At 45.5% G+C, this 21,674-nt stretch carries 18 protein-coding genes and 5 tRNA genes; 2 read left to right on the plus strand and 21 right to left on the minus strand.

What is annotated here, in order from left to right; genetic code table 11:
• Position 1 precedes the first annotated feature (1 nt).
• Positions 2 to 541 (minus strand): response regulator, encoded by a 540-nt coding sequence (locus L5M51_RS02500; protein ID WP_263171470.1) that lies wholly within the window; start codon positions 539 to 541, stop codon positions 2 to 4.
• Between the two features lie 131 nt (positions 542 to 672).
• On the opposite strand from L5M51_RS02500, the gene L5M51_RS02505 reads away from it, so the two are divergent.
• Positions 673 to 879, plus strand: a complete 207-nt coding sequence (locus L5M51_RS02505; protein WP_263171472.1) for a helix-turn-helix domain-containing protein — start codon at positions 673 to 675, stop codon at positions 877 to 879.
• Positions 880 to 1,105: 226 nt separating this feature from the next.
• On the opposite strand, the gene L5M51_RS02510 is transcribed toward L5M51_RS02505, so the two are convergent.
• The 18 genes from L5M51_RS02510 to L5M51_RS02595 all read right to left on the minus strand — a co-directional run bounded on the left by L5M51_RS02510 (position 1,106) and on the right by L5M51_RS02595 (position 17,144).
• Entirely contained in the window at positions 1,106 to 1,384 is a 279-nt protein-coding gene (locus L5M51_RS02510; RefSeq protein ID WP_263171474.1) for a hypothetical protein, read from the minus strand.
• Between the two features lie 62 nt (positions 1,385 to 1,446).
• Entirely contained in the window at positions 1,447 to 1,869 is a 423-nt protein-coding gene (locus tag L5M51_RS02515) for a hypothetical protein (protein ID WP_263171476.1), read from the minus strand.
• A 9-nt stretch (positions 1,870 to 1,878) separates the two neighbouring features.
• Positions 1,879 to 4,203, minus strand: coding sequence for a hypothetical protein (locus tag L5M51_RS02520; RefSeq protein WP_263171477.1), 2,325 nt, complete (start codon positions 4,201 to 4,203; stop codon positions 1,879 to 1,881).
• Complete coding sequence (locus L5M51_RS02525; protein WP_263171478.1) at positions 4,200 to 5,846, minus strand: hypothetical protein; 1,647 nt, start codon at positions 5,844 to 5,846, stop codon at positions 4,200 to 4,202. The genes L5M51_RS02520 and L5M51_RS02525 overlap by 4 nt, the downstream gene beginning before the upstream one ends.
• Complete coding sequence (locus tag L5M51_RS02530) at positions 5,843 to 7,015, minus strand: site-specific integrase (RefSeq protein ID WP_263171481.1); 1,173 nt, start codon at positions 7,013 to 7,015, stop codon at positions 5,843 to 5,845. The genes L5M51_RS02525 and L5M51_RS02530 overlap by 4 nt, the downstream gene beginning before the upstream one ends.
• A 263-nt stretch (positions 7,016 to 7,278) precedes the next feature.
• Positions 7,279 to 7,914 (minus strand): endonuclease III, encoded by a 636-nt coding sequence (gene nth, locus L5M51_RS02535; protein ID WP_219233611.1) that lies wholly within the window; start codon positions 7,912 to 7,914, stop codon positions 7,279 to 7,281.
• A 177-nt stretch (positions 7,915 to 8,091) separates the two neighbouring features.
• Positions 8,092 to 8,790: an electron transport complex subunit E gene (locus tag L5M51_RS02540; protein ID WP_028760019.1), complete on the minus strand. Its 699-nt coding sequence runs from the start codon at positions 8,788 to 8,790 to the stop codon at positions 8,092 to 8,094.
• A complete protein-coding gene (rsxG, locus tag L5M51_RS02545) occupies positions 8,783 to 9,421 on the minus strand; it encodes an electron transport complex subunit RsxG (RefSeq protein WP_263171484.1) in 639 nt (212 codons plus the stop codon). The genes L5M51_RS02540 and rsxG overlap by 8 nt, the downstream gene beginning before the upstream one ends.
• Before the next feature lie 74 nt (positions 9,422 to 9,495).
• Complete coding sequence (gene rsxD / locus L5M51_RS02550; RefSeq protein ID WP_263171485.1) at positions 9,496 to 10,545, minus strand: electron transport complex subunit RsxD; 1,050 nt, start codon at positions 10,543 to 10,545, stop codon at positions 9,496 to 9,498.
• Positions 10,546 to 10,571: 26 nt separating this feature from the next.
• Positions 10,572 to 13,169: an electron transport complex subunit RsxC gene (rsxC, locus tag L5M51_RS02555; protein ID WP_263171486.1), complete on the minus strand. Its 2,598-nt coding sequence runs from the start codon at positions 13,167 to 13,169 to the stop codon at positions 10,572 to 10,574.
• The gene (gene rsxB, locus L5M51_RS02560) at positions 13,163 to 13,762 is read right to left on the minus strand and encodes an electron transport complex subunit RsxB (RefSeq protein ID WP_263145741.1); all 600 of its coding nucleotides are present in this window, start codon (positions 13,760 to 13,762) and stop codon (positions 13,163 to 13,165) included. The genes rsxC and rsxB overlap by 7 nt, the downstream gene beginning before the upstream one ends.
• A gap of 1 nt (position 13,763) precedes the next feature.
• Entirely contained in the window at positions 13,764 to 14,342 is a 579-nt protein-coding gene (gene rsxA / locus L5M51_RS02565) for an electron transport complex subunit RsxA (protein WP_006081543.1), read from the minus strand.
• Between the two features lie 125 nt (positions 14,343 to 14,467).
• Positions 14,468 to 16,372, minus strand: a complete 1,905-nt coding sequence (locus tag L5M51_RS02570; protein WP_263171489.1) for a GGDEF domain-containing protein — start codon at positions 16,370 to 16,372, stop codon at positions 14,468 to 14,470.
• Between the two features lie 210 nt (positions 16,373 to 16,582).
• Positions 16,583 to 16,658 (minus strand) — tRNA-Asn (locus L5M51_RS02575).
• A gap of 50 nt (positions 16,659 to 16,708) precedes the next feature.
• Positions 16,709 to 16,784: transfer RNA gene (locus tag L5M51_RS02580), tRNA-Asn, on the minus strand.
• A 43-nt stretch (positions 16,785 to 16,827) separates the two neighbouring features.
• A tRNA-Asn gene (locus L5M51_RS02585) sits at positions 16,828 to 16,903 on the minus strand.
• A 32-nt stretch (positions 16,904 to 16,935) separates the two neighbouring features.
• Positions 16,936 to 17,011, minus strand: a tRNA-Asn gene (locus L5M51_RS02590).
• 57 nt (positions 17,012 to 17,068) lie between these two features.
• Positions 17,069 to 17,144: transfer RNA gene (locus tag L5M51_RS02595), tRNA-Asn, on the minus strand.
• A gap of 1,068 nt (positions 17,145 to 18,212) precedes the next feature.
• Here L5M51_RS02595 and uvrB point away from each other — a divergent pair.
• Positions 18,213 to 20,219 (plus strand): excinuclease ABC subunit UvrB, encoded by a 2,007-nt coding sequence (gene uvrB, locus L5M51_RS02600; RefSeq protein ID WP_028760013.1) that lies wholly within the window; start codon positions 18,213 to 18,215, stop codon positions 20,217 to 20,219.
• A gap of 76 nt (positions 20,220 to 20,295) precedes the next feature.
• Here uvrB and rrtA read toward each other — a convergent pair whose 3' ends face one another.
• Together rrtA and queC are read right to left on the minus strand one after the other, a co-directional pair.
• On the minus strand, positions 20,296 to 20,892 hold the full coding sequence (gene rrtA / locus L5M51_RS02605) for a rhombosortase (RefSeq protein WP_263171492.1): 597 nt from the start codon (positions 20,890 to 20,892) through the stop codon (positions 20,296 to 20,298).
• Positions 20,889 to 21,611 carry a 7-cyano-7-deazaguanine synthase QueC gene (queC, locus tag L5M51_RS02610; RefSeq protein WP_113939679.1) on the minus strand — a complete coding sequence of 241 codons (723 nt, stop codon included), beginning with the start codon at positions 21,609 to 21,611 and terminating at the stop codon, positions 20,889 to 20,891. The genes rrtA and queC overlap by 4 nt, the downstream gene beginning before the upstream one ends.
• Positions 21,612 to 21,674 lie beyond the last annotated feature (63 nt).

The following is a 21,674-nucleotide window of genomic DNA, read 5'->3' on the forward strand; positions in this document are numbered from 1 at the left end:
GTTACTTTTGCTGATGGGTAATAGCTGATTTAATGGCTTTTATTTGACCAAGTAGTTTTGAACTCGTTTCGCGAGCCAATAAATACTGTGATTCGAGATGAGCCTTCATTTCAGGGAAGGATTGGTATAAGCGCATATACTCTTCCGACTCACCAATGCTTGTTAGTAAATCGATTTCGGACTGCTTGAGCCGTTCTTCTAATTGTATAATAGTATTATGTTTTTGCTTAGTTGCGTGTGTTGCCACTACGAATTCAGATTTTTTCGGGCCTTGCAGGATGAAATTCGCTTGGAAAAAGTTCGTTGTCTTTTGATAAGTCGTTTCCTTCGACTGTGGATCAACATTTTTATCTAAGAGCCCCTTTTTCACGAGTTTTTGGACCTGTTGATAAATGAAATTGTAAGTTTTACTGACTGTTATACAGCTAGTCGAAGCTGCAAGATAAGCATCGCGTAAACTCTTAATTTGAAAATTGTTGAAGCTCTCGTCCTGGAGAATGGTATGCAAAGTAGGGCATATTTTGATTGAGACTTTAGACATGACGTTCTCGCAAGAGGCTGTTTAGTGCTCCAACTAGGCATTAGAAGAGCATTGTTTTCAAGATGCGGATTATAATCCGTGGCATTATAAGCCGCAACTTTGGATAGTCTTTCTCTTTAACGAGATGAAAAATGAAAGACTTAGCAATCCAATTTGGGGCTAAATTACGGGAAGAGCGTAAACGACGTGGTATTTCCCAAGAAAAAGTTGCGTTATTGACTGAGATAGACCGCAGTTATATGGGTCGAATCGAGCGTGGAGAGGTAAACATCACGCTTGAAAAGGCATATCAGTTGGCAGAAGCCTTAGATTGTGACATAAGGGCACTCTTGCCATAGACACATCTAAATGATTCCTGCCAAGTGAGAATTGCCGCTTCAGCTCTGCTTGCACTCTGGTGGTCCTAGTAAACTTTCGAGCGAGTCCTGTTTGCTTATTTCAGTCGCTTTTTGTACTTGTGTGGCTTCAGGGAGGATTACCCAGGTTTGGGGGCTTTTTCTTTTTTTCTTTAGTCACCCTCGGCCTTTAATCTGGCGTGTGCAGTGGTCTTAGATAAAAATTGACTCAATACGAACAATCTAGGATCAGTCTTTTGAACAAGTGACTTCCTGGGTAAAGCGGAAACGATTCACCTGCTTGCCTTAACACTCCAGATTCTAACCATGCACCAATGATTTCCTTATAAATTGGAGGCAATTGTTCTATTGGCGTGCTATCAGCGGTTCCCATACCAGCATAGTAACCTAAGTGTAAGGTGCAATCTTCCTGGGAAATTAACAAGTAAGGGGAGCTAATCTCTTCGTTAGTCCAACTTCTAATTTTATCAATTTCAAATTGACTCATAGACAACTCATCCAACTAAAATTCAATAAAATGTACAAACATTTAAATACTACGTTTGATGTTTACTTATTGCTACTTTCAACGTCTCGTAAGGTCTTTTGAAACACATCCATGACACTTGGGTTGGTTTTGCCAATGCTGGATAACTTTTGAATGAAAGCTTGAAGTTTGCCAATCTCTGAGCTTGCTACCGCAAGCTGTGTTTCGAGTTGGATCACCTTCTGCGCTAATTCCACGTCTTTCTGTAAATAAGAAATCAGTTCCTTATTATCAGGCGAAACAGGCTTACCCCTTAAAACTTGCTTTTTTTGCTTGTATTCGTGCTTGATATTAGCGTACTTGTCGAGCGTTTGTCTCGTGGTGGCAATACCTAAACTGGATTCAATTTTTGTGACTAAAAAGTCCCAGGTTAATTTACCTTCCCAGCTTCGAATGAGGGCCTGTATGGAAATTTGCTGTTCAGTTTCGAGTGATTTAAGTGCCATATCACCTCCCTAGAGTGAACCTAGAAAGCCTAAGAAATTATTCGTGGCTTCATCTTGGCTTTTAGCGTTTTTTGCCTCAAGCGCGGCTTGAAGGGCTTGCTCGGTATCAGGTAGCGCCAACTTGTGTTCTCCCACGGTTTTTGTCTCTAAGTTTGTGATTCTTATGCTGTTTGAACGAGTGAGTAAACGCACCATACTGCCTTTTTCGATGGTGTTATCGGATAGCACTTCAATGAGGTGCTTTAGCATGCACGTGTTGCGATAATGGGTTTTGTACCACATCTGCATGCTTTGACTGGTGACAAAATTGATGGCTTCCTGAACCTTTTCCAAGTTATGCGTCTGTACCTTTAAATCCTTCATAAGTAGGGCAATTGCCTCACTATCATGGGCGATATGGCAAGACGATGAGCACAGCGCACATTGTGTTTCAAACTCTGACATGTAAGTACAAGGTGATAGGGCGAGGTTCTGAGTGCAAAACCCTGTTTCATGAGCAAAAGTTGGCATTTCATTGTCGATCGCCTCATTGTATTGGTTCATGGTTCTAATACGAAGGCTTACCTTCTCTTTAACGTCGCTTTCTAGCTCATTAGAGTATGAGATATCCCCAATCACCGAGGCGTTCTCGGCGTCCGTGGTATGAATATAAGTCAGGGTCTGCTCTGCGCTCTGTCGACCTGACAGCAGGGTAATGAGGTGATGAGGCAACCCTTTTTTTGCAAGATAATCATTTTGCCAATGGCGCAGTTGGTGCGGCTTGAGCGTGAAGTCGGAGGTAAAGCCGTGTCGCTCAAAAATAGTCAGTCTGTTTTTTGTGCGTTTAATTAATTCATCAGCAAAGAACTTAGTGAGCGCACCTATCGGCACCAAAAGAAAAGGGTGTGTTAACCTGCCGCCCATTTGCTTTTCTGTATACATAAACAAGGCGTGTTCAACATCGACAGACTTCGTTTGATGATAATTATAGCCGTTGAGTTGAGATTGATTTTTCTCGATGGTGTGATTTTGAAAGGTTGCCACGGTAAGCGTTTGTTGACCTGCGGTATAATGTTGGTATTGAGATTGTATTGTGAAGCAAGATCCTGTCAGCGCCCGAGCGTAAGGGCACTGAGACTTAAACACCAGTGTGTCGAACGGCTCAAGTTGGGCGATGGGTTTGGTAAACTTCGGCTGATGTGGATTTTGTATACCTGTTTTGTCGGTTGCCCCTTTTGTGTCGGGTGCAACTCGCACGCATTTGTCACTGCCGTCAAAAAAGCCCAGCAGCAAGCCAAGATGTAACAGTTGGGTGGGTTTGTTCATGGATGGCTTAAGCAGGGCGATGTTCTCATCGCTAGGCTTAAAGTCACGCAGCACTTCTTTCAGTGGGCGATTTGGCTGTCGATAGAACCGAGCTAGCGCTCTGGCAGGCTCCGTCGCTAGGATGGTGAAGTGCAAGGCTCGGTCTAGACTCTCAACCATTTCGGCATTGATGTGATTTTGATTGTCCTTGTACCCCTTTGAGCCCCGCCAGTTGAGATAATGCACCGTTTTTTCTTGTCCATCGACAACTTCTGTATGGGGCTTTATTCTCTGCACGGTTAAAAGCGGTTGCTCTGCGCCGATCCGATTGGGTGACGCCATGCCTAGCGCTGCCATGGTGCAAATAAAGCTGTCTCGTTGCGATTGAGTCGAAGCGATAAGCGGTTGCCAAGCATGAATATCATTTTGGTCATCATCCAGATAGGGGGGGATGACATCATGAAAGATAGCGCCGAGCGCCAACAGCGCTTTTTCCGAAGGCAGTTTGCTTTTCTCCGCCGCCAGTGCGTCATCACCACTTTTCATTTTCATTGTATCTTGGGTGCTGTTTATGTAGGGCAGGCAGCTTTTGGGGAGCATTTTATGATGGTGTAGCCAGTTGATGAATCCCGTTAGGTAGGCTGAGTATGTCAGCGAGTCTATGGCGTGTTGGATCTTTTCAAGGGAGGCTGAAGCAACATTCTCACCTAAGTGGCAAAGGAAGCGTCTTGCAGTTGTGATTTTTTGTTGCTTGTTATATGTGCCTACGTTTTCCTTTAATACATCAAGCGTATAGGCAAACAATAAATCGTGTGTTTCAGGCGCTAATCGATCATCTTCTGTGAAGCGCGTACCTTTCTTCGGTATGTTTTTATTCAGATTGCAAAAGAAAATGTTGAGGGTTCTGCCGCCGCTGTCGGTGAATGTCACCGCCATGTCATACCATGAAGCAGGCTCCCTCTGAGCGTTAGTAAAGCCCATTAGTGGCTGCGCTTTCTTTTTGGCTGCATAAGCACGTTGATTATCAATGTAGCGATTTATCGTGCTCATATCTGCGCACCTACTTTCAGGTTTTTTCGCTCTTCACACAGCGTAATCGTCACTCGGATATAAGTGATGATGGTTTGCAGCCGTTTGACCGTGGCGGGATGCGCTGATTGATTGTTAATCGCCAGTTTACGCTCGGCTTTATCCAAATACGGCTGATGGTTGGCGGTTTCTAAAGGTCGAAAGTTATCACAGGGATAGCACCCCATCGGGGCGGCCCCTTTTGACTGACAACTGGCACAATTGGCGGGGTTCAGTTTGTGCCCCATTTCCTCATCAAAAGGACTTTTAACTACAAAATCAGTGTGTTGCTGTAACTCTTTTGAAGAGATGCTATCAAAGCGCTGTACAACACTGTTCCCCGCAAAGGCTTGGTCAATTTTGACCCGTTCCGGTGCTTTTAAATCAAGATAAGATTGGATGGACTGCACGGTGACGCCAGTAATGGCGGCAACCTGTGCGGGGCTTAATCCCATCCAAGCAGCAAGGGTTAACTGGGTGTGACGCCAGCGATTATTTTTAAAGACAAGGGGCTGATGGGCGATGCGGTCACTTTTAATGTCGAGCTTTTGCTCGAAGAGGTAATCAATATTACTTCTAAGATTCACAGAAGATAGATGAAACGCCTCGGATGTATCGCTAACTGAACGAAAGAGGCTCTCTTTCGACTCGAATTTTGCTGAAAATAAACTTTGGTCTGGAAGCAGTGGCAGTCGTTGCATTAGTGCTTTGGTGTCACTCTCGGAAAGCGTAATGTTGCACTGGCTTAAGCAGGTACATAGATAGTTCTCATACGCTTGGTAATATCGGAGTAGCAATTCAGACAGGTTTGGAGCGAGTCGATGTGAGCGTGATTCGGCATTGTATCTAAATCCTCCGTCTTTTCCTTTAAAGTTTCGCAAGTGCAATTGCTCCACATCAGAAAAGTGATGCTGTGTCAGAGGCTGCCAATCACGGTTATGCTCCTTGTGTGAGGTAAACGCCTGACCCACTCGCAAGAGGTCACACCATTTGAGTTGAACTAATTGTGTAGGTCTTCTTACTATGGCGACAATCAACTGACAAGCCAGAATATTTCTCAGGCGGGTAAAAGGGTGTGTGGTGATGAACTCATTATCGAGCGCATGGAGCGTTTCGATTCTAAGGGCTTCTAGAAGGTTATCACGCTCGATTTCACTGTACGCACCTATTTTTTCATCAAGGATACCTTTATGAAAATGGGTTCTCCCTAGGTTTTCTTCCTTAACGAGGTTATAGAGCGGAGTCAGGATAGGGCTACGGTACTCATGGCTTCCCTGACAAAATGCGTATAGCGCTTCTCTTGTATTCCTTTTATAGTCCGTCAGTGTTAGCCACCAAGCTTCAAAGGTCGCTGGCTCTATATACTGGCAAAGCGTTTTTAAGATGCTGACAAAACCATTTAGACTTGTATAAGCATAATGTTTAGCTGCGTGAGCGATAGCCAATCGCAAGTCGAGAAAAACGTCGCTGTCTAACGAGTGCATCCAGCCAAGGTAAAGGGTTTTCTTGTAACCGAGCACCCACTCATCTGAAAAGAGGTCGAAATCATAGCCCTCCATTTTTGACTGAAAGGTACTTGTTCCTTCAAAACGATTAATTAAATCATTTAATTCAAGGCTGTTCATTGGTCACCTCTCAGGTTGGGCACGGATCGTCTCTGGTTTTTCGATGAGATTTCCGCCACCGTCATGGCTAATTGGAATTCGTTGTAAACGGAGGCCATTTTTGAATCTTCCACCCAACCCATCGCATATTTACGAAGGTCTTCAATTTTATCTGCCGAAAATCCTTTCTCTTTTGCTTTATCTTCAAAGATTTCATTCCATTTATGACGAAGTAAATGGGGGTGCAGTGCTATCTCAGTGGCATCCCCAAAGGTCTTAATGACCTTGTGAATGGCGTTGTAAGATATAGGCTTTCCGATGGTTTTCCCTTTTTCCGAGATCAACACAAAATCATGCTCATGAGTGTTTGGGGTACTATTACGCACGGTTTCAATGTAGAGCTTAATGAGCTTCATCAAGTCATGAGAGATAGAAACTGAGAGTGCTTTTGTTTTGTTCGCGGCGGGAAGCCGCCTTGTGTCCGTAGGGTCATTAGGTGTTCGGGTCAGTCGGAATCTAGGGGTGCCCCAATCATCCACTAAATCACTCACCTTCAATTTCAATACAGCACCCACACGAACACCAGTATCAATCAATATTTGGGCGATGATTTGATTTCGAAGCTTGCTCGACTTGAATGGGTTATTTGGCGAGCGCTCTTTAATAATTTCTAATAAATCAAAGAACTTATTCGCTGAAATCACGGATTCAAAGGGATCTTTAACAACTGTGTTGTCTTTTCTAGAGTGAGATATCACCGAGCTTATGTAGAGTTTAAATTTATTAAATTGAGCATCCGTACTGATTTGCTGATCAGTTTCAGCTCTATCGTAGTGATGGCACACATATAGGAATTCAATGTAGGCTTTCAGGCGATTGAGGCGTTGATTAAACGTATGCGCTGACACTTCTGGCTGACTGTTGGATGTCGCATGTATCGCATCTGTGATCCTTTTATCAGTCAGGCTGACTAACGTTCTGTCTTTGTTAACGTCTTCTGTGTCCACATAGAATTTACAAGCACGAATGTAGTCATCAATTTCCTCGATCGATAAAAACGATCCACATGCTACACGCTCAACAAGGTCAATACCGTTCTCCATGAAGAAGGAATATAAAAACTTCAACTCATAGGCATATTTCTTTCGGGTGTAGAATGAAAGTGACTGTTTTGAGGTACGTGATCTCATTTTGGAAAGTTGGGAGTTATGATTGTCGTTTAGGTAAGCATTCAGGTACAAGCAGCATGGGATGCAGCCGTTCCTAACCACGACTGGAAACGAAGCGCCTTTTATATCCTTATATATCCTAACCTGAACATTATCCCTTAAATTATTCATTACATAATTTAATGTCGATTATACATAAATATACTATGATGGGTCTTTGTGGTTTTGTAAAGATAAAAAACAGATTATCTAACGAATCTGTGATACAAACTAAATCTGATTCTTTACTTTATTTTTGGTGGAGAGTACTCACATAAATCTTCAATGATACAGCTGCCACAGCGGGGTTTGCGCGCAAGGCAAGTGTAGCGGCCATGCAGGATAAACCAGTGGTGTACATCGACTTTAAATTCCGCCGGCACGACTTTTAGCATTTTCTCTTCCACTTCGACTACGTTCTTGCCGGGCGCGAATTTAGTGCGATTGGCGAGGCGGAAAATATGGGTGTCGACGGCGATGGTTGGCCAACCAAACGCAGTGTTTAGTACCACGTTAGCCGTCTTGCGGCCAACGCCGGGCAGAGACTCTAGGGCTTCGCGGTTTTCTGGTACTTCGCCATTGTACTTTTCAATCAAGATCTCACAGGCTTTGATCACATTGATGGCTTTGTTGTTATATAAGCCTATGGTTTTTATGTATTGCTTTAAACCTTCTACGCCAAGGGCATAAATGCTGTGGGCTGTGTTTGCCACAGGAAAGAGCTTGTCTGTTGCCTTGTTGACGCTCACATCTGTTGCTTGGGCCGATAACGTCACTGCCACTAGCAGTTCGAAGGGACTTGAAAAATTGAGTTCGGTTTCAGGTTTGGGATTGTTATCGCGAAGACGAGTGAGGATCTGGATACGTTTTTCTTGATTCATGTACGATTCCTGCGTTGTGGTGGGTTTCAACTCTCAACCGTTCATTATCACTATCTTATTAATGATGATTGATGAGTTTACAACCCACGTTCGCTGATTTTCTTATACTTTGAGTTTTGCCGCTCATCATGTGCTAGGCACACATTAAACGCGTTAACACGAGCGCCATAATGCCTGTTAACCTACCTTAGTGATCCGTGCGCGGGTAACACTCGGCTCTGCGGCGACTTGAGGTTGGCGTTCTTTGACTTTTTTATCAATCACATTTTTCAATGCAATCAATAATCCCATCACGATAAATGCGCCGGGTGGCAACATAGCAAGGAGAAATGGGGTATCGACTTGCCATAGATGCATGGTTAACGATTTAGCCCATGGGCCGAGTAGTTGATCCGCACCATCAAACAGTGTGCCTTGACCTAAGATTTCCCGCGTTGCGCCCAGCACTGTAAGCACTAAAGTAAAACCAAGGCCCATCATTAAGCCATCGAAGGCGGCACTAAACGCATTATTGCGCGAGGCAAAGGCTTCGGCGCGGCCGATGATGATGCAGTTAGTCACAATTAATGGCAGGAAGATCCCAAGGGATAAATACAGGCCGTAGGCATAGGCATTGATGAGCAGTTGCACTGTGGTGACTAGCGCGGCGATGATCATCACAAACACAGGAATACGAATTTCTTTGGGTACATAGTCGCGCACCAGTGACACCAAAATGTTAGAGCCAATCAGCACCAGCATAGTGGCTAGACCAAGGCCAAGGGCGTTAGTGATCGTTGCAGTAACCGCAAGTAGCGGACATAAACCTAACAGTTGCACTAGGCCTGGGTTGTTTTTCCACAGTCCTTGCCACGCAATTTCGCGATAATTAGTCATGGTTGGCCTCACAATTTAGCGGCTGGCTGAAAATTTGTGCTTGGTTAGTGCTGAAATACCATACCGCGTTTTTGACTGCTTTAACATAAGCGCGCGGGGTGATGGTTGCACCGGTAAATTGGTCAAAATCGCCGCCATCTTTTTTAACTAACCATTGCTTATCATCTTCAGAGCCCAACACTTTACCAACAAACTGAGTGACCCAATCCGATTTACGTAGTTCAATTTTGTCACCCAGCCCAGGGGTTTCTTGGTGGGACAAGGTACGTACGCCTAAGACTTCACCTTGGATATTAATTCCAACAATTAATTTGATATTACCGCTATAGCCATCGGGTGCTATGGCTTCCATGGCGATAGCGACAGGCTTGCCTGCATGGGTAGCAATATATGCCGGCATTGGACTATCCGTGCCTAATGCTTCTTTGTTTAATAGCAAGGTACACTGAGCGGTAAGCTCGTTATCATGTATTTCATCAGGGATTAATTGTTGCAATACTCGCATCAATTCCTGTTGTTCTTGCTGCTTAATCTTGTCAAAGGTTTGTTGATTGACCGCGGCGACGAGACCCGTGCAGATCAAGGCAAACAGTGCCAATAAAAAACCATTTTTAATCATCGGATTTTTCAACTCTTTTTCCTTAAGCTCTCGTTGCCAGCAGAATGACATTATCTTGTAGCATGACTGTAGTCCGCCAAATGGCCTTAGCTAGCTGAATGACCATAGGTGCGTGGCCGCACATAGTAGTCAATAAAGGGGGCGCAGAGGTTAGCCAATAACACGGCAAAGGCAAAGGCGTCAGGGTAACCGCCTTTAATGCGGATGATGTACACCAACACACCAATTAACGCGCCGAAGATAATGCGACCACGGGGGCTGGTTGCTGCTGTGACGGGATCGGTTGCGATAAAAAATGCCGCTAACATGGTCGCGCCAGAAAACAAATGTAATAGGGGACTGCCTTGGGTATCGGGCGACAGTAAGAAACCGATACTCGATGCAACAAAAAGCCCCAATAACACGCCAGTACTGATGTGCCAACGAATGGCTTTCAGTTTAAGTAACACTAAACCGCCAGCCAGATAAGCTAAATTCACCCAGAACCAACCTACGCCTGTGCTGCCATCAAAGATGGCTTTAGTCAGGCTTTCTGTGGTGGTTAATCCTAGGGATAAATCGGTTTTAAGGGTATCGAGTGGCGTCGCCATTGCGATGCCATCTATCCCTAAACGAAACTGTTCCAAGTTAACGTGGGCGCCAATGTTGAAGATAAGTTGCAAGCTCTCAGCTAGGCTAGGCGAATGCAGCGCAACGGTACTTGGTGCTATCCAAGTGGTCATTTGCACTGGGAATGAGATTAACAGCAATACATACGCCGCCATTGCAGGGTTAAACAGGTTATGGCCTAAACCGCCGTAAAGGTGCTTAACGATAACGATCGCAAAGGCGGTGCCCATCACTATCACCCACCAAGGTGCTAGGGGAGGAATAGCGACACCAATCAAGATTGCGGTCAGCATGGCGCTGTTATCGCTAAGGCTGGCTTTGATATTACGCTTGCGAAGTTTCATCACCGCAGCCTCACAGCTTAGGGCAACAAGAATCGCAAGCAGCACTTGAACAAGCGTGCCCCAGCCAAAAAAGGCGCATTGCACCACAAGGCCCGGTAGTAAACATAAAATCACCCTTTGCATCACAGTTGAGGTTTGCAAATTACGTGTGACATGGGGTGATGAGGCTATTTTAAACGCCATTGTGTTCCCTTTTTATCATTCTGTTCTTAATCATTAGCAACACTTGAATCGCTCGAAGCTTCGGTTTTTTGAGCGAGTGCCGCTTTTTTGGCTTTCGCTTTGGCGATGGTCGCAGCAATCCGTGCTTTTTTAAGCTCATCGCCTGATAAGGCTGTCGTTTCAATGGGTTCTGCAATTTGTTCTGCGGATGGTAAAACGGCTTCGGGTTTAGCTGCGACGGCGTCAAGTGCTGCTATCGACGGCGATGCCACGTTAGCTTTAGTTTGAATGTCGTCAACGGGCTCTATTTCAGACTCAGCAGCTGATGCCGCAGCTATTTTCTTCGCTTTAGCACGAGCAACAGCGGCGGCCACTTTGGCCTTTTTAATTGCTTCAGCGTCGTTAACGTCAGTAGCGGCTGCTTCTGTATCATCATTCACATCTGCTTGAACGCTAGCTGCGGAATCAACTGCTGGAGTCGCGGTCTGAGTTAAATCATTGTCAGCATTTGTCTCAACTTGCTGCGCGGCTTTTTTCGCTTTAGCACGGGCAACCGCGGCGGCTACTTTGGCTTTCTTAATCGCTTCTGAATCATTAACGTCACTAACGATAATTTCAGTATTGCTAACTTCAATATCACTAGCGGCGGTGTCTGCTTGCTGCGCCGCTTTCTTGGCTTTTGCCCGCGCGACTGCGGCAGCTACTTTGGCCTTTTTATCATCGGCAGCGCTGGCTTCTGGTGTACTGTCAGCCGTTTCAGTCGTTTCAAGCGGCGCGATATCGGCTTGCTGAGCCGCCTTTTTAGCTTTGGCGCGAGCAATGGCCGCGGCGACTTTGTCCTTCTGAGATAACGGCGCTTCTTGCGCGATTGCATCTGTTGCTAAGATGGAGTCGTTTGCGTCAACATTCACCGCATTGTCTGTTTTGGCACTGTCAGTTTCAGCACCATTGGTGTCAGTGCCATCGGCATTTGCTTGTGCAGCTTTTTTCGCCTTAGCACGGGCGATGGCGGCGGCAACGGCGGCCTTACCTTTTGGCACTTCCGTGGTGTCAGTTGTTGTGGCGCTTGACTCTTCGGTAATTGATTCACCAGTGACTGATTGTGCCGCTGCGGCTTTTTTCGCGGCGATCCGTGCCATGGCTTCGGCGACTGCATTTTTATCCGTGCCAGTCATAGTCGCTTGTCGGCGCTCTGCGGCTTCTTTGGCCTTAGCTTCACGGGCAAGCTTTTCTTCTTCAAGACGCGCTAAACGGGCATCGAAACGCTGTTTAGCGCGCTCCGCTTGTTGCTTTTCATCGGCGGCTTGTTTAAGTGCAGACTTGGCAATGCGGTAATACTCGACTAAGGGAATATCACTCGGGCAGACGTAACTACAGCAACCGCATTCAATACAATCCTTTAGATTGTAGCTGGCAGCTTTGTCATATTCTTCGGCCTTGGCGTGCCAAAAGAGTTGCTGTGGCAATAGGAGAGCAGGGCAGGCATTGGCGCATTCGCCGCAGCGGATACAGGCTTTTTCTTCTGGCGTAGTTCCTATTTCTTGGCTGCTTGGCACCAGAATACAGTTAGTACCTTTTAAAATAGGCACTTGGATATTCGCCAATGCATGGCCCATCATAGGCCCGCCAATAATCACCTTTTGTTCAGGCTCTGGCGTGAACTCAGTCGCAGCAAGCACATGCTCAACAGGTGTGCCTATCGGTAACCAGTAGTTCCCCGGTTTACCGACATTTTTGCCCGTCACAGTCACAACGCGCTCAATCAGCGGTTTACCTTGGGTAACCGCTTGATGAATCGCAAAGGCAGTGCCGACGTTATGCACGACGATACCGAGTTTGGCGGGAATAGCGCCCGAGGGCACTTCGCGGCCAGTAATGATTTGAATTAACTGCTTTTCACCACCAGAAGGATATTTTGTCGGAATGACCGTTACCCGAATGCTGTCCGCTGGGAGCCCACATTGGACGACTGCAGCTTGCATGGCTTTGGCCGCTTCTGGCTTATTATCTTCAATGGCGATAACAATGCGTTTTGGCGTTAATAACCGATGAATAATGCCAATACCGGCGAGGATATCTTGGCTGTATTCGCGCATTAATCTGTCATCGGCGCTGATATAAGGTTCGCACTCGACGCCGTTGATGATGACTAAATCAATTTCACTGACCGGATTAAGCTTAATATGAGTTGGAAACGCCGCGCCGCCCATGCCTGCAATACCAGCAGCACGGATCTTATCGATCATCTGCTGATGGGTTAAATCCTCAAGCTCATTTTGCACCAGCTCACACCAAGTGTCTTTGCCATCGGCTTGGATAACGCAAGTGTTAACTGGCAATGCTGAAGCATGGTTACTGGCCCTTGGCTCAATGGCAACGATAGTGCCTGATGTCGGCGCATGCACAGGTAAATGCCAAATGGAGGTACCTTGAGTTAACGGTGTGCCTTTTAATACGCTATCGCCGATGTTTACCGCAAGTGTGCAGTTTTCACCGACTTGAGGGATGGGCACTAAGTACGTAGTGGCTAAGGGCAGTTGGCTAATCGGCGTCGCGTTCGAGAGGAATTTGACTTCGGGTGGATGTATACCACCGGGTGAGCGCCAAAGGGTTCCTTTATCTAATTGATCTAATAAAGTTAACACCGCTTTTCCTCTTCTAACTGTGGTTCTTGGCTCTGAATCTCTTGAATGAGAGTCACTGGGATGGCATTTAAGCGCCAGTTCCAATTTTTAAGATTCTGGGTGACTGGGATCATATCAATACAATCGACGGGACAAGGCTCAACACAGAGATCGCAACCTGTGCAATCGGTTGTCAGCACAGTATGCATAAGCTTACCTGCACCGATAATCGCATCCACAGGGCAGGCTTGAATACACTTAGTGCAGCCAATACATTCGTCTTCACGTATGTAGGCTACCTTTTTCACTTGAGATTGTGCCTCGGCATTCAGCGGCTCTGGCTCGACGCCCATCAGGGTCGCCAGTTTTTCCATGGTGGCAGTGCCGCCGGGAGGGCATTTGTTGACTTTATCACCGTTGGCAATCGCTTCAGCATAAGGGCGACAGCCAGGGTAACCACATTGACCACATTGTGTTTGTGGCAGAATCGCTTCGAGTTCATCGACAATCGGATTGCCTTCAACCTTAAATTTAACGGCGGCAAAACCGAGTAATAGCCCAAAGACTAATGCCAATAGGGTCAACAATATGACTGCAATTAAAATTCCGGACATCTTACTTAACCAATCCTGTGAATCCCATAAAGGCGAGGGACATAAGACCTGCGGTGATCATCGCTATGGCGCCGCCTTTGAAAGGTAAGGGGACATCTGCGGCAGCTAAACGTTCGCGCATCGCCGAGAAGAGAATTAACACTAATGAGAAGCCTAACGCAGCACCAAAGCCATAGATAGCCGATTGGATAAAATCGTGCTTCTCGTTAACGTTCAATAGGGCAACACCCAACACAGCACAGTTAGTTGTGATCAGCGGCAGGTAAATGCCTAAAGCGCGATGCAGTGCAGCACTGGTTTTTTGCACCACCATTTCAGTAAATTGCACCACAACCGCAATCACTAAAATGAAGCTCATGGTTCGCAGGTAGCTCAGATCAAAGGGCAATAGTAGATACTGGTTGACGAGGTAACTGAGAATCGAGGCTAACGTCAGCACAAAAGTGGTCGCCATAGACATGCCAATAGCGGACTCCAGTTTACTGGAGACCCCCATGAAAGGACACAAGCCTAAGAATTTTACTAAAACGAAATTGTTGACCAGTACTGTACTGATCAACAAGAGGAGATATTCAGTCATCTCAATACTTTTCTAAACGGATCTTGGCCGTATTATCGACTTTTCCGTTTGCATAAACAACATATAGAATGCAGGGTTAACCATCTTTACTGTAAATTTTGGCGACGAATTAACCCGTTAAAGTATTAAATTTGATCTGTAATCGCCATGGCTTGGGGCTGTGCTATGTAATAGCCTTGCAATCCATCAACTAAGAGTTTTTCGAGGGTGAGTTTTTCTTCTTGGCGTTCGACGCTGGTCGCAATAACCCGAATGCCTATCCGTCTTGCAACATCCACCATCATACGGACGAAGAACTTATTATTGCTGTCTTCATCGATGTTCGATGTGTAGCTGCCATCAAGCTTTATGTAGTCTGGGCGCACTTCGCTGAAGAATTTGAAGGACGTAAAGCTCATGCCAAAACGCTCTATCGACACCCGTGATCCAACGCTATGTATTTCGCGAACGAACTTATAGCTTGCCCCTAAGTTAGACTGCATACCTGACTCATTGATCTCAAATACTAAGCGCGAGGCGATGTATTTTTGCTTGCCTAAAATGTCCTTTAGCCAAGCGACAAACATATCTTGATGCGCAGAAAATGCGCTGATATTGATGCCAAAGTTACCCGAAATGGTCGGGTTTTCCTTAAGCATTCTTAATGCACTGATCACCACCAGTTTATCTAATTCAGAACTCATACCGTGACGTTCTGCCATAGCGATCACTGTGGTGGTGGGTAAGAACTTGCCTTCGCTATTGTAAAAGCGCGCCAACAACTCACGGTAAACCTCTACATCGGTACGACACGGCTGAATTGGCTGTTGGTAGAATTTTAATGCTTGGCGAGTGACTAAATCATTGATCGCCATTTTCCAGCGATCATCACCAAACTGCTCGTCACCATTGAGTTTTTCTTGGATATGATAGCTATTCGGTCCAAGGGTCTGCGCTATGCTGACTGCGGTATCCGCAATCGTCAGCAAATTAACCGCATCGGTACCTTGGTGATAGGGAACTAAACCGATATGGGCAGCAGATTCCGCTTTTGTCATCTGCAAATATTCATCGAGATAAATTTTTAATTGGTCTAAAAATTTTGGCGCATCCTTCAGCATGACATCAGGAATAAAGATGGCAAAATCAGCGCTCGATACCCTGAAACATTCTGCGTCTGAATACTTACTACAGGCTTTGCGGATACAATTTGCCACCCTTGAAAGATAATCATCCCCCGCTGTTCGCCCTTGTTTTTGATTGATTTGCGCAAGCTCTGTCGCCTTAACCATTGCCATCAGCCCCAATTGAGGAATATCGGGATTACTTATGGTTTCTAATTTTTGGGTAAAGCGCTGGCGACTACCAAAACCCGTCACTGTGTCTTGATAGGCCGCTTTATGCAGCTTTTCATTCTCTTGATTGAGTTTATCGATTTGGGCTTTAAGTTGAAGACGACACTCTTCAAGGGATATTCCAATGGGGTTGAGCTCACCTGTGAGTTTTGATGATGCGACAGCAGAAAACCCTAACTCAGGTATTTTTGAAATATAATCAGCAGCATAACGTATCGCCGCCCTATGTTTTGACATTAACAGAATAAACACTAACAGCAAGATAAGGTAAGCCACCAGTAACATGACACCGAGCTTTTGAGTATGACGAATCGAAGTTTCAATCGCTTGGTTTGCACTGAGTTTGACTTGTAAACGACCGGTTGCCAATTTTTGTGTATGACTGAGCTCAATAGAAAATAAACGCGCTAAGGGATGAGGATGTTGGCTGTCTAAACGACCTTCGGTATGACTCAGTTGGCCATCGGTATCATCAATATATTGGAAAAATTGGAATGGGTAATTTTCAGAAAGCTTTTTGAAGAGTTCGGCGCCATCACCTTGCCATTGTTGGTAGCGGGTTAAACTGGTTTTAAAGCTATCCAGTTCTTGCTGTTGTTGGATTTGTAATTGGCTATTTTCGCTTTGATATACCCAAGCAAAAAGACCTAAGAAAATAAGCAGTAAAAAAATTGGATATGATTTTGACATGGCCATAAAAATCCGCTCTATTTTTTTGGGTGAGCTCAAACAGGATAAGTTTAAGTCAAGAATACTTAACTGCAGCTATCTGTGTGATGACACTCATAAATTTTTATTAATAAGCTGATAACAGTGTAACTGCATTTGCTTAAAAACAAAACGGAAAAGAATAGGGTAACTAGAAGCCAGAAGAGGCAAAGACACGGGAACAAAACTAAGAATAATTGGCTCCCCTGACTGGACTTGAACCAGTGACATACGGATTAACAGTCCGCCGTTCTACCGACTGAACTACAGGGGAGTAGAGGGTGCGATATTGCTATCGACTTTACAGAAATAACACTTTTTAAATGGCTCCCCTGACTGGACTTGAACCAGTGACATACGGATTAACAGTCCGCCGTTCTACCGACTGAACTACAGGGGAATCGAGGTGCGATATTACTATCGACTTTTTTGCTTGCTTAAATTGGCTCCCCTGACTGGACTTGAACCAGTGACATACGGATTAACAGTCCGCCGTTCTACCGACTGAACTACAGGGGAATCATTTTAATGCTTCAGCTTGATAACGTAATTGGCTCCCCTGACTGGACTTGAACCAGTGACATACGGATTAACAGTCCGCCGTTCTACCGACTGAACTACAGGGGAATTGTTTACAACTTATCTTACTGCTTGTTCTAACTCATTTTTATCATGTGCTTAAAGTGGCTCCCCTGACTGGACTTGAACCAGTGACATACGGATTAACAGTCCGCCGTTCTACCGACTGAACTACAGGGGAATCGTTTCACACAATCGTAGCGACTCGTTGAGAACGGAGCGCATAGTAAAACGCTCTGTTGGATGAGTCAACTCGAGTTACTAAAAAAAGTGTAATTATGCTGTTAAGTGCTCATCTAATGTGCATCGTGGTGCAGAATTCGACATTTTTCGTGAAAAACCACTTAACAATTCGCAATATAGCCATAATTGAGTCCATCGTTTTTAAGCGGTGATTCTATGAAATTGAAATCATTCGCTAAATAATCGACACCGTTTTCGGTACTTGGTCGAGTACTTAAGACTCAAACCGCTCAAAAAAGGATCTCAGGTGGGGTAATGTGAATTTACTCAGTTCTTTATACCGATAGAAAACGTGGGTTATCTTTTCGCTGTTAAAGCCCGTTTTTCTGTTTTAACAAGTTTGCTGTTGTTGATGGAGGTGTTAATTGAGGCTTTATCGAATTAGCGTGAGCTGTTTTTCAAATTAAGTGATGCACTTCACTATAAGTTGTGGTACCAGATGCGCGACTACAGCTCGCGTTAATTACAGTTAGTGAAATTGATACAAGTAGCAACATTTATCAAATGTAATTAAATTACTAAATGCCGAGAGACGGTTGTTAAGACACATGACAGCCTCCAATCCCGCGTGGTTTCTAGGTTATTTCGACTTATCAACAAAATCTGTGGATAACCCTGTGAGTTGTCCTGGAAAATGGCCGCCAAAGCCTTGGGGTATGGGCGGCGGACTTAAAATGCACTATTTTGGGGTTCAAAAATAAATTTAAGCATTATCAAATGCATACTAAAAGCAAGTGGTTTTTATTGAGGGTGAAAACAAGGTTGCAATTTTGTAATCGAACGAAATTGATTTCTTGTGTATTAAATTGGCATTTTTGCTTAGTTTGCGGGTGTTTTGTGAGCAAAAAACGCTGAAAACGCCTTAGTTTAAAAGTTTCATGTTTCTTCCTTTAAATTGTCATCTTGCGGTTTTAGATCGTATTGATATGACGACAGGAAGGATAACTGTGGAGCTTAGTCGGTGACTTGATTAGAATGGGGCGACTCACTAAAAGGATATGTGCGCGTGTCAGAATCTGTTTTTCAGCTTGAATCGCAATTCGCCCCCGCAGGCGACCAACCTACAGCGATTGCCAAATTAGTCGATGGACTCGAAGCGGGTCTGGCCTGCCAAACCTTACTCGGGGTGACGGGCTCAGGTAAAACCTTCACGATTGCCAATGTGATCCAAAAGTTAGGTCGGCCCACGATTATCATGGCGCCTAATAAAACCTTGGCGGCGCAGCTTTATGGCGAGATGAAAGAGTTCTTTCCCCATAATGCGGTCGAGTATTTCGTTTCTTACTACGATTACTACCAGCCCGAAGCCTATGTACCTGCGTCAAATACCTTTATCGAAAAGGACGCTTCGGTTAATGCTCACATTGAGCAGATGCGCTTATCCGCCACTAAGGCGCTGTTAGAACGTAAAGATGTGGTGCTGATTGCTTCGGTGTCGGCTATTTATGGCTTGGGCGATCCCGATTCCTATTTAAAAATGTTGCTGCATCTACGCCAAGGCGATGTGATGGGGCAGCGTGACATCTTAATTCGTCTCAGTGAATTGCAGTACAAGCGCAATGATATTGAGCTACAACGTGGTACTTATCGTGTGCGCGGTGAAGTGATTGATATTTTCCCCGCCGATTCTGAGCGTAATGCCATTCGAGTCGAGTTGTTCGACGATGAGATTGAACGTTTAAGTGAGTTTGACCCGTTAACGGGCCATATTATTAAACGTATCGCCCGTACGACGGTTTACCCTAAGACTCACTATGTCACGCCGCGGGAAAAAATTATCGCTGCCACTGAGTTTATTAAAGAAGAACTGCGTGAGCGTAAGCAATATCTACTCGATAACAACAAGTTAATTGAAGCCCAGCGTATCCATGAGCGGGTGCAATACGATGTGGAAATGATGGTGGAGTTGGGTTACTGCTCTGGCATCGAAAACTACTCGCGCTATTTGTCTGGCCGCGCACCAGGGGAAGGGCCACCAACCTTGCTCGACTATTTGCCTGCCGACGGCTTATTAATTATCGATGAATCCCATGTGACTGTGCCGCAAATCGGCGCTATGTACAAAGGTGACCGTTCCCGTAAAACCACACTTGTGGAATATGGTTTCCGCTTACCGTCTGCCTTGGATAACCGGCCGCTCAAGTTTGAAGAGTTTGAGCAATTGATGCCGCAAACTATCTATGTGTCGGCAACACCGAGTGCCTACGAGCTGGAAAAGAGCGAAGGCGAGATTGCTGAGCAGGTTGTGCGGCCAACGGGATTGCTCGATCCTGAATTAGAAGTGCGCCCTGTTGGGACCCAAGTGGACGATTTATTGTCTGAAATCGCCAAGCGAGTGGCCGTCAATGAGCGGGTGTTAGTGACGACGTTGACTAAGCGTATGTCGGAGGATTTGACTGAATACCTCGACGAACATGGCGTAAAAGTGCGTTATCTGCATTCGGACATAGACACTGTCGAACGGGTTGAGATCATCCGCGATCTGCGTTTAGGTAAGTTTGATGTATTGGTTGGGATCAACTTATTGCGCGAAGGCTTAGATATGCCTGAAGTGTCATTGGTGTGTATTTTAGATGCCGATAAAGAGGGCTTCTTGCGCTCTGAACGCTCGCTCATCCAAACGATTGGCCGCGCGGCGCGTAACGTCAATGGTAAAGTGATCCTTTATGCCGATCGCATCACCAATTCGATGGAGAAAGCGATAGGTGAAACTGACCGACGTCGTGAACGTCAGCGGGCGCACAACTTAAAACACGGTATCACGCCTAAGGGCGTCGTTAAACGGATCACCGATGTGATGGATGTGGATGATGGCCGCGACAGTAAAGCTGTGTATGGCAAAGTGGCTGAGCCTAAGTCCCATTATCATAAAGCCGATGCGGCAGAGTTGAGCCATCAAATCGATCAGCTTGAGAAGAAGATGCATGAACATGCGCGCAACTTAGAGTTTGAACAAGCGGCGGCAATGCGTGATGAAGTCAAGCACCTGCGGGACCTGTTGATCAAAGCCTAGATTTATTCTTGCGCTCAGCATTAAAAAAGCCATCCAGCAATCATGCAGCGACGGCTTTTTAATATCTTGACTTGGATTAAGCAGGGACTTTTGATTGGCTCATTTTTAGCTTGATAAACACCGCTAAAGCGCAAATCAGCCCGCAGATTAAGCCGACCAAATGCGCCTCGGTTGCCACGCGCGCACCTATCATGGCGGTGACATCACTGCTGGCACCATAAAGCTGTTCGTAACCGACCTTGATGATAACGCCAACGAGCAGCAGATAGCCTGAGCGCAGCTTACGGACAATATCCTGCACTGCGCCGTAGGCGAACAAACCATGCAACATACCGCTTAAGCCGACATAACCGAGCAATTGCGGGTAGCCTAAATACAAGCCTATACCTTCAAGTAAACATAACACGAAAAATAGTGCACTTAAGCCTTTGAGATGATAATGAAAATGGTGCAAAAATAGCACCACCCACAGCCCTGCAAGGTTCATCAATAGATGCCATTGATTCGTGTGCAGTAAATTTCCACTGATTAATCGCCACCATTCACCCTCACTAATTGCACTGCGGCGATAGGCGAGTAAGTTATCGACAGCGGTGCTTGCTAAGCCTGCGGCATACAAACCCGCACAGATCAGACTCACCATCAGCGCGACCCAATAGGGACTGCGTGTCATGCTTTTGGCTCGCTGGCGTCAAGCTCAGCCATGACCGCTGCTTTATTCTGTAGATAGTCATCTAATCCACGTTTGCGAAGATGACAGGCAGGGCAATCACCACAGCCATCGCCAATCACGCCGTTATAACAGGTGAGAGTATGGTGGCGAACCAGATCAAGTTGCTGATATTTATCCGCCAGTGCCCAGGTTTGTGCCTTATTGAGCCACATTAAAGGCGTGATGATTTTTAGTTGTTTATCCATGCCTTGAACCAAGGCGGATTCCATCGCTTTGACAAAATCGTTACGACAATCAGGGTAGCCTGAAAAATCGGTTTCACACACGCCTGTGATAATCGCTTGCGCCCCTAATTGATAGGCATAAATGCCTGCAAGCGTTAAAAATAAAATATTACGGCCGGGCACGAAGGTATTGGGTAAGCCATTTTCCATCAACTCGTGTGAAACGGGTATTGCATCACGGGTGAGGGCTGAAATAGCTAACTCATTAAGTAAGGTGACATCCATGACTTTATGGCTGGTGATCTTCAGGCGTTTTGCTAAGGATTTGGCAACTTCAATTTCTTCGCGGTGACGTTGACCGTAGTCAAAAGTGATCCCATGTACTTCATCGTACTGGGTTAGGGCTTGAATAAGACAGGTTGTTGAGTCTTGTCCGCCACTGAATACCACCACTGCTTTGGACACCACTGTTTTTGACACTAAGCTCGTTGACATAAAGGATTTCACTTCACCGTAGAACAGGTATAAATAGGGCGTTAGTGTAACTCAGGCCATAGG

It is taken from the genome of Shewanella sp. SM73, assembly GCF_025653795.1.
Taxonomy (GTDB): domain Bacteria; phylum Pseudomonadota; class Gammaproteobacteria; order Enterobacterales; family Shewanellaceae; genus Shewanella; species Shewanella oncorhynchi.

What these genes read in the sequence shown, in the direction of transcription:
- L5M51_RS02500 (WP_263171470.1), bottom strand. Translation starts at nt 541, where the DNA reads ATGTCTAAAGTCTCAATCAAAATATGCCCTACTTTGCATACCATTCTC.
- L5M51_RS02505 (WP_263171472.1), top strand. Translation starts at nt 673, where the DNA reads ATGAAAGACTTAGCAATCCAATTTGGGGCTAAATTACGGGAAGAGCGT.
- L5M51_RS02510 (WP_263171474.1), bottom strand. Translation starts at nt 1,384, where the DNA reads ATGAGTCAATTTGAAATTGATAAAATTAGAAGTTGGACTAACGAAGAG.
- L5M51_RS02515 (WP_263171476.1), bottom strand. Translation starts at nt 1,869, where the DNA reads ATGGCACTTAAATCACTCGAAACTGAACAGCAAATTTCCATACAGGCC.
- L5M51_RS02520 (WP_263171477.1), bottom strand. Translation starts at nt 4,203, where the DNA reads ATGAGCACGATAAATCGCTACATTGATAATCAACGTGCTTATGCAGCC.
- L5M51_RS02525 (WP_263171478.1), bottom strand. Translation starts at nt 5,846, where the DNA reads ATGAACAGCCTTGAATTAAATGATTTAATTAATCGTTTTGAAGGAACA.
- L5M51_RS02530 (WP_263171481.1), bottom strand. Translation starts at nt 7,015, where the DNA reads ATGAGATCACGTACCTCAAAACAGTCACTTTCATTCTACACCCGAAAG.
- nth (WP_219233611.1), bottom strand. Translation starts at nt 7,914, where the DNA reads ATGAATCAAGAAAAACGTATCCAGATCCTCACTCGTCTTCGCGATAAC.
- L5M51_RS02540 (WP_028760019.1), bottom strand. Translation starts at nt 8,790, where the DNA reads ATGACTAATTATCGCGAAATTGCGTGGCAAGGACTGTGGAAAAACAAC.
- rsxD (WP_263171485.1), bottom strand. Translation starts at nt 10,545, where the DNA reads ATGGCGTTTAAAATAGCCTCATCACCCCATGTCACACGTAATTTGCAA.
- rsxB (WP_263145741.1), bottom strand. Translation starts at nt 13,762, where the DNA reads ATGTCCGGAATTTTAATTGCAGTCATATTGTTGACCCTATTGGCATTA.
- rsxA (WP_006081543.1), bottom strand. Translation starts at nt 14,342, where the DNA reads ATGACTGAATATCTCCTCTTGTTGATCAGTACAGTACTGGTCAACAAT.
- L5M51_RS02570 (WP_263171489.1), bottom strand. Translation starts at nt 16,372, where the DNA reads ATGGCCATGTCAAAATCATATCCAATTTTTTTACTGCTTATTTTCTTA.
- rrtA (WP_263171492.1), bottom strand. Translation starts at nt 20,892, where the DNA reads ATGACACGCAGTCCCTATTGGGTCGCGCTGATGGTGAGTCTGATCTGT.
- queC (WP_113939679.1), bottom strand. Translation starts at nt 21,611, where the DNA reads ATGTCAACGAGCTTAGTGTCAAAAACAGTGGTGTCCAAAGCAGTGGTG.